This is a genomic window from Bradyrhizobium sp. YR681 (genome assembly GCF_000282615.1).
In the GTDB taxonomy this organism is placed as follows: domain Bacteria; phylum Pseudomonadota; class Alphaproteobacteria; order Rhizobiales; family Xanthobacteraceae; genus Bradyrhizobium.
Window position 1 is genome coordinate 1 of sequence record NZ_AKIY01000088.1, and the last position, 11,443, is coordinate 11,443.

Sequence of the window (11,443 nt, forward strand, 5' to 3'; positions counted from 1 at the left end):
CCATGGCGCTGCGCACGGCAACGCGGGTCGGCTCGGTGCCCGGCCCCATCGGCAGCCGCAGCGTCTCGTCGAGCTTGCCGAGCAGCGACATCGCGTACTTGATCGGCGCCGGATTGCTCTCGATGAACAGGTTGTTGTGCAGCGGCATCAGCTTGTCGTGCAGCTTCAGCGCGGTGGCGTGGTCACCCTTCGCCCAGGCCGCCTGGAACTCCGAGCACAAACGCGGCGCGACGTTCGAGGTCACCGAGATGCAGCCGTGGCCGCCATGGGCCATGTAGCCGAGGATGGTCGCGTCCTCGCCCGAGAGCTGGTTGAAGTCCTCGCCCATCGCCGCGCGCTGCTGCGAGACGCGCACCATGCTGGCGGTGGCGTCCTTGACGCCGGCGATGTTCTTCAGCTCCCACAGCCGCTTCATGGTGTCGACCGACATGTCGATCACCGAGCGCGGCGGAATGTTGTAGATGATGATCGGGATGCCGATCGCATCGTTGATCGCCTTGAAGTGCTGGTACATGCCTTCCTGGGTCGGCTTGTTGTAGTACGGCGTCACGACCAGCACCGCGTCCGCGCCCGCCTTCTCGGCGTGCTGGGAGAGCTCGATCGCTTCCTTGGTCGAGTTGGAGCCGGCACCGGCAATCACGGGCACGCGGCCCTTGGCTTCAGCGATGCACCATTCGACGACCTTCTTGTGCTCGTCATGGCTGAGCGTCGGGCTCTCGCCCGTGGTGCCGACCGGGACCAGGCCGTTGGTGCCCTCCGAGATCTGCCAGTTGACCAGCGAGCGGAACGCCGCCTCGTCCAGCGAGCCGTTCTTGAACGGCGTGACCAAGGCGGTGAACGACCCCCGGAATTTCGTCTTGGCTGCCATGGACTTCCTCCGTACGCGGCAATCTTGAGAGCAAGCCCCTTTCATACCGGGTCTATCCCGCCGGTAAAAGGGCCGCTTCCGTGTGACGCACCGTTTAGGCCGCGATTTTGCCGCGGTGGTGGTGCAAACCCGGCGAAGGTAAGCGGCTGTTGGTATTTTGTCCGCATATTCAATCAAATACAGCCAGATCTTGTACACATAGGTCTTGAGCCAGTTGACTGATTCGGGGCGACGAAACGCCGTGATCTCATTTCCGCGCGCCGCATGGCGATCCCTAGGTCTGGTCGTGTGCCTGATGGCAGGGCTGTCGCTCGGCTGCGCCGCGCTGGCCAAGTCCGGCGAGACGCCCGCGGAAGCGGCCAAGGATACAGCGAAGCCCGCGGCCAAGGGCGCCGCGAAGGGATCGACCAAGGACACAGCCAAAGACTTAGCCAAGGGAACCGGCAAGGATACAGCCAAGGGCCAGAGCAAAGGTGCGGCCAGCCCCCCGGCCAAGGATGCCGCGAACAAGGATGCCGCGAAGAAGCCAGCCAAGGATGCTGGCAAGACGGCAGGCAAGGCCCCTGGAAAGGACAAGCCCAAGCCTGCAGCCGCGGCCCCCGCGCCAAAATCAAAACCGACCGCCAGCGGCTCACCTCCCAAAACGGCACCCGCCCCGGCCGTGACCGCCACCGTCCGACCGACCGCCCCGGTCGCCGCCAAACCCGTCGCAGCCCCCGTGCTTGCGCCTGCGACCCGTCAGCATGCCGCGCCGCGCAAGCCGGTCACGCCGGCCGCGGTCGCTGCGACCTCGTCGACGTCGCAGGCCGACAAGGACACGCTGGAGAACGTCATCGAGCTCGTGCGCAAGCGCAAGGCCGGCGATGCGACCAATGAAGCAGCCTCGATCTCGGATCCTGTCGCGCGAAAGCTCGCCGAATGGATCCTCCTGCGCAGCGAGGACAATGGCGCGACTGTGGAGCGCTATCGCGCCTTCCTCTCTGCCAATCCGAGCTGGCCGTCGCAGACCTTCCTGCGCCGCCGCCTCGAGGCCGCGATGTGGGACGACAGGCGCGACGATACCGTCGCGTGGTCGTGGTTCGAGAACGAGTCCCCGATTTCGGCCAAGGGCCGTTTCACCCTCGCCAAGGCGATGCTGGCGCGCGGCGACCGCGCCAATGCGGAGCGGCTGGTGCGCGAGGCCTGGCGCAGCGATCCGATGTCGGAGGACACCGAGAACAATGCGCTCGACCAGTTCGGCGCGCTGCTGACGCCGGGCGACCAGAAGGCGCGGATGGATACGCTGCTCTATGGCAGCGAGAACGAGGCCGCGCTGCGCGCCGCAAAACGCCTCGGCGCCGGCTATGTCGCGCTCGCCAAGGCCCGCATCGCCGCCGTCAAGAAGGCGCCGAACGCGCACGCGCTGCTCGAGGCGGTGCCGCGCGAGCTGCACAGCGATCCCGGTTTCATCTTCAGCAAGATCCAGCTGCTGCGCCGCGAGGAGAAGTTCGCGGAAGCCGCCCAGCTGATGCTGTCGGCGCCGAAGGATCCGAACCGGCTCTACAATCTCGACGAATGGTGGATCGAGCGGCGCCTGCTGGCGCGCAAGATGATCGACACCGAGGAATTCCGCAGCGCCTATCTGATCGCGCGCGACGCGGCCCTGCCCTCGCGCGACATCTACAAGACCGAGCAGGAATTCACCGCGGGCTGGATCGCGCTGCGCTTCCTCAACGATCCCGCGACCGCCACCCAGCATTTCGCCCGCATCGGCGTCGGCAGCGTCAATCCGACCGCGCTTGCCCGCGCCGGCTATTGGCAGGGCCGCGCCGCGGAAGCCGCCGGCCGCCAGCAGGAGGCGCGCAACGCCTATGCGCGGGCCGCCGAGCAATCCACCAGCTATTACGGCCAGCTCGCGCGCGCCAAGCTCGGCCTGCCGCAGATCGAGCTCAACAGCCAGCCGCGCGGCCGCGGCGCCGAACGGCTCGAGATCGTGCGCGCGGCGCAGCTGCTCTACGAGCTCGACGAGCGCGAGATGGCGGTGCCCCTGCTCGCCGACATGGGCGAGAACGGCGATCCCGAGGCGCTTGCCGGCCTCGGCGAGCTCACCCAGCGCTACAGCGACGCCCGCGGCATGCTGCTGCTCGGCAAGGGCGCGCTCAACCGCGGCCTGCCCTTCGACTTCTACGCCTACCCCGTCAACGGCATTCCGCAGTTCACGCCGATCGGCCCCGAGGTCGAGCGCAGCATCGTCTATGCGATCGCGCGGCAGGAAAGCGCGTTCAACCCGTCCGTGGTCTCGCCGGCGCAAGCCTACGGGCTGATGCAGGTGACGCCGGACGCCGCGCGCTATGTCTGCAAGCGGCACGGTGCAACCTACGACCTTGGCCGGCTGAAGAACGATTCGGTCTACAACGCCACGCTCGGCTCGGCCGAGCTCGGCGGGCTGCTTGAGGATTATCGCGGCTCCTACATCATGACCTTCGCCGCCTACAATGCCGGCCGCGGCAGCGTGAAGAAGTGGGTCGACCGCTACGGCGATCCGCGCGATCCGAAAGTCGATGCGGTCGACTGGGTCGAGCTCATTCCATTCTCCGAGACGCGCAATTACGTGCAGCGGATCATGGAGAACCTTCAGGTCTACCGCGCCCGCTTCGGCGGCGGCACGCGGTTGCAGATCGAGGCCGATTTGCGCCGCGGCGCCGGCAGCGTGGAATAGCGCCCCTCCTCTCTCGCGAGCGACAGCATGCCCTCGATCACCGGGGCATGAAGGAGACGCTCCGCGCGTCCGGCAGCATCGCCTTCGGGCCCCTCGCTCCGGTCGCCATGTCGGCCGTGCCGTTGGGTGCCGCTCCCCTCAATGCCGCAGCCCAAACCAGCAACTGCTCTAGATCGGATGTTCCTGTCATGTGCAGCGGTGCAGAACTGCAGAAGCGCTCTTGGCTTCAAGTCCTTCGACGAGCGCCAAAGCAACGGGATGGCGCGGGGCTCGACCAGCGTGAGAGCGCCTGCAACCGGCTGGTCCTGGATCTGAAATAAGAACGGCTTCGCTTTGGACTCCAAGAGGCCGCCCCGGTTGGCCGCCTCTTTTGCGTCGAGAGTTTGCGGGCGTCCGTCCTGTCAACGATCTGCTGGCAACCCGCGGGCTCTTCGAGAGCCAACAGAAAAGCCCTCCCAAAAAGAAAAACCCCGGCGATTTCCCGCCGGGGCTCTCTGTCAGGTCGTCAGACCGAACTTACCAGTTGCGCTGAGCGCGGAGGAGCAGGGTGATCGTGTCCTGATCCTTCAGCTCATAGACCGCAGCCGGCTTGGCCGTGGTACCGGAACCAGCGTAAGCCACCGTACCGGCGTACTTCTGGTCGAGGTGGGTCCAGTTCAGGTCAGCCGAGAACGTCAGGTTCTTGACCGGGGTCCAGCGGGTGATGATACCGACCTGGCCGACGGCGAAGTCCGGGTTACACGAGGTCACACCTGCCTGAGAGGCACCCGTGACGAACACGCCACCGACACCGCAGAGCGCGGTCTTGGCAAGCGCGCCATACTGCGCCTGAGCGTAGGCACCGTAGAGCGCAGTGTTCCAGTAGGGATCCCAGTTATGGGTGTAAGCGCCACGGAAGCCCCAGGTCTTGACGGTTTCCTGCGAGCTGCCCGTGATGTACACGGTGTCCGGAGCATTGGCGAAGCCGACGCTCTGGTAGGCGATGCCGGAGCTGCCGAACATCGAGTAGGTGCTGCCCGCCAGGTTCTGGAAGTTGTAGCGGGTGGCACCGTCGGTGTAGACGCCCGAGATGTTGATCACGTCACCCGCACCAGTCGGGATGTTCTTGATCGAGAGAGCGAGCTGGACAGCCCAGCCCCACTTGTCGTCGGGGTGGCCGGTCGGCTCAGTGGCGCCGTAGTAGGCAACGTGGTTGTCATGCGCAGCGACTGACGCCTGGAAGAGACCCCAAGCCTGGTCGACGCGGACCATACCGACGAGGTTCGGCGAGCGGGTGCCGCTGATGGCGTTGGTGCCGTAAGCACCACCGATCATGCCAGCCGCGGTCGCACCGGTCAGGTTCTGGTTGCCGGCCGTGTAGTAGGCAGAGGAATCTTCAGCCGAGAACGCCGCCGTCACGCCCTGACCGAAGTCAGCCGTATACGAGAACTGCGCAACACCGGTAACGGTGCCGCTGCCGCCGACGAGGCTGTCGAAGTTGTTGCCGGGATAGTTGGTCCAGGGCGCGTCGAACTGCGACACGGCCTTACCCATGGTGAAGCCGGCGAACTGGATGAAGGCGTAGTACACGCCGAGCGAACCGGCCGAGGTGTTGCCGTCGGTGCCGTTGATCGAAGAACCAACGAGCGCCGGGGTCGCACCAGAGGTGTTGAGGCCCAGGGTGCCGCTGTACACGGTACCGCCAGTTGCACTGCCGCTGCCGGCATAGTTGCCGGTCGTCCAGGAGAACACGCCGTCGAAGAAGGTACGGACGACGCCGTACTCGGTCGCGGTGCGCGTGTCGATGTTGAGATCTTCACGAGCGCGCATGGTGTAGTAGTTCGTCAGACGGTTGCGTGCGCCGTTGTTCGACGTGAGCTGACCGCTGAAGTCCGAGTTGGTGTTCAGCGCGACTTCAGCGCGCAGATAACCACCCAGCTTGATGCAGGTGTCGGTGCCCGGGATGTAGTAGAAACCCGCACCGTACAGCGAGCAGATCTTCACGTATTCGACGGCCTTCGCCTTCACGGGAAGATCGGCCGCCTGCGCTCCGCCAACAGCGATGAGACCCGCCGCTGAACCGAGCAAAAGGCTCTTAACCAACTTCATGTTAAACCTCCAAGTTTGCTCTATAGGGAAGGTTCCGGATCCGCTGGGTGAAACACCCTAGGTTGGTTCCCTTGTCCCTTAACTCACCGCTTAGTCGCTTCGCGCCTTCGGACACACCCGCTGAACGCGAGGGACTTAAGCGAACCACCTAAAACGGGACGACCTCGGGATGCCCCCCTCCGTCGCTCAGTCACAATTACCGAACGTCCTTGCACACACAACAACAGAACGCTCCGAAACGGGCCTATGAAGCTCGTTTTCCGACGGGTGTTGCACAAATAACACGCAGATGTGATCAAAGCGCCCTTACAAGCCATTGATTCTAATTGCCTTTTTTAGGCGGTTCCATTTGCCGTCAAAATTCCCCATCTGAGGCGCCGCAGCCGGGACCTCGACCAGAAACGGCTTTGACGCGCTCGAATCGTGGAATCAGAAGCAGACTCAAAGGAGAAGGCACAGCCTCCTCTCCGCGCCTCCTGACGAGGCTCAGGCCCGCCTGCGGCAGCGCCCGAGGCGCGCAGCGGACCCTTTATGAACGGCGGGAATGATCGGGATCGGGGCCGGCAGCTCGGCCGGCGGAGACGGAGGAATTCGCCCCTTCGAAAATCGCTGGGAATATTCGAGCAAAAACACGCGCTTCCAAATTGACCGGCCCAAGTAATTAGATGCATAAGGCTCGCACCGGAGAGGTGGCCGAGTGGCTGAAGGCAACGCTTTGCTAAAGCGTCATACGGTCTCAAGCTGTATCGAGGGTTCGAATCCCTCCCTCTCCGCCACCCAGCGGCAGAATCAAAGATCTTTCACCTGAAAGCGGGCGTTGAGCCGCGAAAGTCTGGCGCAAGGATCGGCGCGGCTGAGCCCGGCCCGATTCGCGCTCCTTATATACGTGCGTGTGCATCTGGATGGGCGATCGCCAGATCCGCCAATGCGAGGGCGATATCAGCACCGCCTCGCCGGCCCAGACGTTAAACCAGACGCCGGAACTGCGGCGGCACGGAAAGGTCCAGGCGAGGATGCCGGTCTTGTGCGGCCGTCCGAGTTCCAGATCGCAATCGTCGGGCGCGATCTGAATCGGCAGCCATTGACCCGTGGTCGGGTCATTCTTGTCGGGGGTGCTCATGCCGCGCGGGTTTCGTGGCGGCACGATACAGGAACTTGATTCAGCGCAACCGGGTTCACCCGTGAAAACACGGGTGGGGATGCGACTCTCAGTTCAGTGAGCGGAAACCCACGCCCTCGCCTCGCGCTGCGCGGCCGAGATCTCGGACTCCGACATCTGCCCGGCGACTTCCTGGCGCAGCGCCACGGCGTCCTTGCGTCCCTTCAGGGCGGCGAGATTGAACCATTTATGCGCGGCGACGAGATCGACGAGGCCCGAGCGGCCGCTCGCCCAATAGATCCCGCGCTCGAACAGCACGTCCGACAGCGCGCTCGCATCGATCGGCGTTGCCGTATCGAGATCGAAAGTACCCTGAAACATAACGCATCCCCTTTTTTCTTGTGCCGCCTCGTCCCCCGAGCGCGGCTCCCGTCCAACTGTGATTTGCATGATCCCCTTCTGGGATCGTGCGCTGCTCAACTCATCCCCGAGTCTTCTTGCCAGACTCTTCTTGCCCAATGCCGTTTGCCGGCTTGTTGGAGGCGATGATGGCGGGCAAATTTGAATGGCAGTTTAAGTATCGCGATGAAGCAGACGTAAACGCGAGCGGGCGGCGCGCGCAGGGCAAATGCAAGAAGTCCCCATTTTGCAGGCACTTCTGCGATTCGTCAGATTCGGTTTACCCTGGGATTTTCGGAGAACGATAACCATCGCGCGCAGTGGCGCATGGATTTCGGGGCTTTGGCGCCGCTGCTCGCCCGCGCCCCGGCTACGCCGGGCTTACGGTCCTGGAACGCCGAAGCTTCAGCGAAGGCGGCAGGCAGACGCCCCGGTAATCATGCGGCGGCGATCGTCACGCGATGGGCCGCGGCATGCCGGATCGCCCGGCCGGAGCGGTGACACCGCGCATAGCAAGATCGCACACGACAAGACGGCGCACGACGCCATCAGCGCCGAAGCCCTCGCCTGCCCCTGGGCAGTGCGGCCACGTCGCGATCGGATCAGCAATGTCGGGAATGGGGATGCCGGCAATACCCCGGCCTCAAGGAACGAGGGCGTCGGCGAACACGTCAGGACCAGATTCCACTTTGACCGCGAGGCTACTCGTGAAATTGCAGAACCGGAGAACCGGCCCCGCACCGAACGAAGAAAACTTGTTTCTTCTGCCGGACCGCGAACAGGGCGATCCGACCGTTGACCTGATGTCTCGCCGACACCCTCTATCGTCGACCAGAACCTCCAGGAGGCGCTGATGACGTGCCGGCTCTCGAGGAGCCGGCAACTTCAGAAGTCGAAGTTACTTCTTCTTCGCGACCTTGCGGGTCTTCTTCGCAGTCTTCTTCACTGCGCTCTTCGCCTTCTTTACCTTCTTCGCCTTCTTAGCTTTCTTGGCCATGTTGCCCTCCGATGTGTGAGATGGCTTTAATTGCTGCATGCATTCGGGGATCGAGTGCACACTCATTCCGAATACACCAACACGACGAAAAAAACATCTTCTCACTTAAGGAAGTGTTGACGGCGCAGCGCGCGTGCGCCAGCCGCGCCTGATTTGCCGATGCGCAGAGACACGCGCCCGCGATTGCAAATCGTTCTCGCGACATCGATGTCGACAGCAGCGAAGATTGCGAAAAACACTACGCAGCAAGTATTATTTTGAGCACGCATATCGCGCGCGATCAGCGCAACGACAAACGCCGCAAAGCGCTCGATCGCATCGCCGGAGCGAGTCGCGGACTCTGAGTCGCAAATTTTGGCAATGAAATTATTTTCGTCCACAACAGCGCGAGCGCTCGTCGGAGCGTGTGCAAGCCGCCGTTTTGCGCGAATCGCATGGCGGCGATTCGGTGGCGCCGCGCAGCTCGATCAGGTGGTGAGAGGGTGATGTTGACCGACGATGATGCGCGCGAACGTCGCATTGCGCACCGATCGCGAGGTGACGAAGCGCGTCCGTCACCTCGTTCGAACGCGTGAGGCTAGATGCCGAGCTTGGACTTGAGCAGGTCGTTGACGCTCTGCGGGTTGGCCTTGCCGCCGGACGCCTTCATCACCTGGCCGACGAACCAGCCGAGCGACTGCGGCTTGTCCTTCACCTGCGCGGCCTTGTCGGGATTGGCCGCGATGATGTCGTCGACAACCTTTTCGATCGCCGAAAGATCCGTGACCTGCTTCATGCCGCGGCTTTCGACCAGCGCGCGGGGATCGCCGCCCTCCTGCCAGACGATCTCGAACAGATCCTTGGCGATCTTGCCGGAGATCGTGCCCTCGCCGATCAGGTCGATGATCGCGGCAAGCTGCTCGGCGTTGACCGGCGAGCCCGTAATATCCCGGCCTTCCTTGTTGAGACGGCCGAACAGCTCGTTGATCACCCAGTTCGCCGCCATCTTGCCGTCGCGAACGCGATTGCCCAGCTTGTCGAGCACGGTTTCGTAAAACACGGCGCTCTCGCGTTCGGCGACGAGCACGCTCGCGTCATAGGCCGACAGGCCGAAATCGGCGACGAAGCGCGTCTTCTTCTGATCCGGCAGTTCCGGCAGCTTCGCCTTCAGCGCGTCGACGAACTCCTGGCTGAATTCCAGCGGCAGCAGGTCGGGATCGGGGAAGTAGCGGTAGTCGTGCGCCTCTTCCTTCGAACGCAGCGAGCGTGTCTCGCCCTTGTTGGGGTCATAGAGCCGGGTCTCCTGGTCGATCTTGCCGCCATCCTCCAGAATTTCGATCTGGCGGCGCGCCTCGTATTCGATCGCCTGGCCGATGAAGGTGATCGAGTTCAAGTTCTTGATCTCGCAGCGGGTGCCGAGCGGCGCGCCCGGCTTGCGCACGGAGACGTTGACGTCGGCGCGCAAGGATCCCTTCTCCATGTCGCCGTCGCAGGTGCCGAGATAGCGCATGATCGAGCGCAGCTTGCTCACATAGGCCTTGGCTTGCTCGGCATCTCGGATGTCGGGCTTCGACACGATCTCCATCAGCGCCACGCCACAGCGGTTCAGGTCGATCAAGGACAGCGACGGCAACTTGTCGTGCTGCATTTTGGCCGGATCCTGCTCCAGATGCAGCCGCTCGATGCCGACGGTGGCAGTTCTGCCGCCCTCGAGCTCCACGATCACCTCGCCCTCGCCGACGATCGGCGACTTGTACTGGCTGATCTGGTAGCCCTGCGGCAGGTCCGGATAGAAATAGTTCTTGCGGTCGAACACCGAGCGCAGATTGATCTGCGCATTGAGGCCGAGCCCGGTCCGGACCGCCTGCCTGACGCATTCCTCGTTGATGACGGGCAGCATGCCCGGCATCGCGGCGTCAACCAGCGACACGTGGCTGTTCGGCTCGCCGCCGAACGCGGTGGAGGCGCCCGAGAACAGTTTTGAGTTCGAGGTCACCTGGGCATGGATCTCCATGCCGATGACCACCTCCCAATCACCGGTTGCTCCCTTGAGAAGCTTGTGTGTGGCCGTGCTCATGTCCTGCTCCCGAGCAGCGTGGCAGCGATCCGCTCCCACTCCGCCTCCAATGAATCCTTTGCTGCGGGCTGGCCGGCCTGGCGGTACCAGTAGCCGGCATTGCCGAGATCGCCTTCGACGCGGTGCAGATAGGCGTGCACCCAGGCCGCGTCGCGGCCGTTATCGTCCTGAACGATCCTGTGCGCTTGGTCCCAGTCGCCCTTGCCGGCCCACCAGAGGCCAGCCAGCGGCGCGTTCAGGTCTGGCGCCGGCGCTGCGCCGTCGAGGCTCGCGATGAAGGCAGCCACATTCACCACCACCTCGCGGGCGTGAAGCGGCCGGCGGCCTGCTCGATCACCTCGCCGAGCGAGAACAGCGTCTCCTCCTCGAACGGACGACCGATCAGCTGGAGCCCGAGCGGCAGGCCCTGCGCGTCCTTGCCGGCGGGCACCGCGATGCCCGGCAGTCCCGCCATGTTCACGGTCACCGTGAAGATGTCGTTGAGGTACATCTCGACGGGGTCGGCGCCGCCCTTCTCGCCGATGCCGAAGGCCGCAGACGGCGTCGCCGGCGTGAGGATCGCGTTGACGCCGTTGGCGAAGCAGTCCTCAAAGTCCTTCTTGATCAGCGTACGCACCTTCTGGGCGCGCAGATAATAGGCGTCGTAATAGCCGGCCGAGAGCACATAGGTGCCGATCATGACGCGGCGGCGCACCTCCGCACCAAAGCCTTCTGCGCGGGTGTTCTCGTAGAGCTCGATGATGTTCCTGGCCTGCTCGCGCAGGCCGTAGCGGACGCCGTCATAGCGCGCCAGGTTCGAGGACGCCTCCGCCGGCGCCACGATGTAATAAGCCGGCAGCGCGTATTTCGTATGCGGCAGCGAGACCTCGACGAGCTCGGCGCCGGCCGCCTTCAGCCAGGCCGCGCCCTCGCTCCACAGCTTCTCGATCTCGGCCGGCATGCCGTCGAGCCGATACTCCTTGGGAATGCCGATCTTCATGCCCTTCACAGACTTGCCGATCGCGGCCTCGTAATCCGGCACCGGGAGATCGACCGACGTCGTGTCCTTCGGATCATGGCCGGCCATCGAGCGCAGCAGCATGGCGCTGTCGCGCACGCTGCGGGCGATCGGACCGGCCTGGTCGAGCGAGGAGGCAAAGGCGACGATGCCCCAGCGCGAGCAGCGGCCATAGGTCGGCTTGATGCCGACGGTCGCGGTGAACGCGGCCGGCTGGCGGATCGAGCCGCCGGTGTCGGTC

The 11,443-nt window shown here is 64.0% G+C and carries 9 protein-coding genes and 1 tRNA gene; 2 read left to right on the top strand and 8 right to left on the bottom strand.

The window, feature by feature from the left end; all coding sequences use genetic code 11:
• Positions 1 to 868 (bottom strand): 4-hydroxy-tetrahydrodipicolinate synthase (dapA, locus tag PMI42_RS09975; protein ID WP_008133212.1); only part of this gene is annotated, 868 nt, incomplete at its 3' end.
• Between the two features lie 295 nt (positions 869 to 1,163).
• Here dapA and PMI42_RS09980 point away from each other — a divergent pair.
• Positions 1,164 to 3,566 (top strand): lytic transglycosylase domain-containing protein, encoded by a 2,403-nt coding sequence (locus PMI42_RS09980; protein WP_008133214.1) that lies wholly within the window; start codon positions 1,164 to 1,166, stop codon positions 3,564 to 3,566.
• Between the two features lie 516 nt (positions 3,567 to 4,082).
• Here the strand turns inward: PMI42_RS09980 and PMI42_RS09990 are convergent.
• The gene (locus tag PMI42_RS09990) at positions 4,083 to 5,654 is read right to left on the bottom strand and encodes a porin (RefSeq protein ID WP_008133216.1); all 1,572 of its coding nucleotides are present in this window, start codon (positions 5,652 to 5,654) and stop codon (positions 4,083 to 4,085) included.
• Between the two features lie 683 nt (positions 5,655 to 6,337).
• On the opposite strand from PMI42_RS09990, the gene PMI42_RS09995 reads away from it, so the two are divergent.
• Positions 6,338 to 6,430: transfer RNA gene (locus PMI42_RS09995), tRNA-Ser, on the top strand.
• On the opposite strand, the gene PMI42_RS40390 is transcribed toward PMI42_RS09995, so the two are convergent.
• From PMI42_RS40390 to PMI42_RS10015, 6 genes are all read right to left on the bottom strand, one after another.
• A complete protein-coding gene (locus PMI42_RS40390) occupies positions 6,391 to 6,774 on the bottom strand; it encodes a hypothetical protein (RefSeq protein ID WP_240535219.1) in 384 nt (127 codons plus the stop codon). The genes PMI42_RS09995 and PMI42_RS40390 overlap by 40 nt on opposite strands.
• A 93-nt stretch (positions 6,775 to 6,867) precedes the next feature.
• Positions 6,868 to 7,134 carry a hypothetical protein gene (locus PMI42_RS10000; protein WP_008133217.1) on the bottom strand — a complete coding sequence of 89 codons (267 nt, stop codon included), beginning with the start codon at positions 7,132 to 7,134 and terminating at the stop codon, positions 6,868 to 6,870.
• Between the two features lie 1,116 nt (positions 7,135 to 8,250).
• Positions 8,251 to 8,529, bottom strand: a complete 279-nt coding sequence (locus PMI42_RS39675) for a hypothetical protein (protein ID WP_162137406.1) — start codon at positions 8,527 to 8,529, stop codon at positions 8,251 to 8,253.
• A 197-nt stretch (positions 8,530 to 8,726) separates the two neighbouring features.
• A complete protein-coding gene (gene gatB / locus PMI42_RS10005; RefSeq protein WP_008133220.1) occupies positions 8,727 to 10,205 on the bottom strand; it encodes an Asp-tRNA(Asn)/Glu-tRNA(Gln) amidotransferase subunit GatB in 1,479 nt (492 codons plus the stop codon).
• Positions 10,202 to 10,504: a hypothetical protein gene (locus tag PMI42_RS10010; protein WP_085969492.1), complete on the bottom strand. Its 303-nt coding sequence runs from the start codon at positions 10,502 to 10,504 to the stop codon at positions 10,202 to 10,204. Before PMI42_RS10010 ends, gatB begins: the two co-directional genes overlap by 4 nt.
• Positions 10,495 to 11,443: amidase family protein (locus tag PMI42_RS10015; RefSeq protein WP_008133222.1), on the bottom strand; the 949-nt coding region annotated here is incomplete at its 5' end. The genes PMI42_RS10015 and PMI42_RS10010, both read right to left, overlap by 10 nt.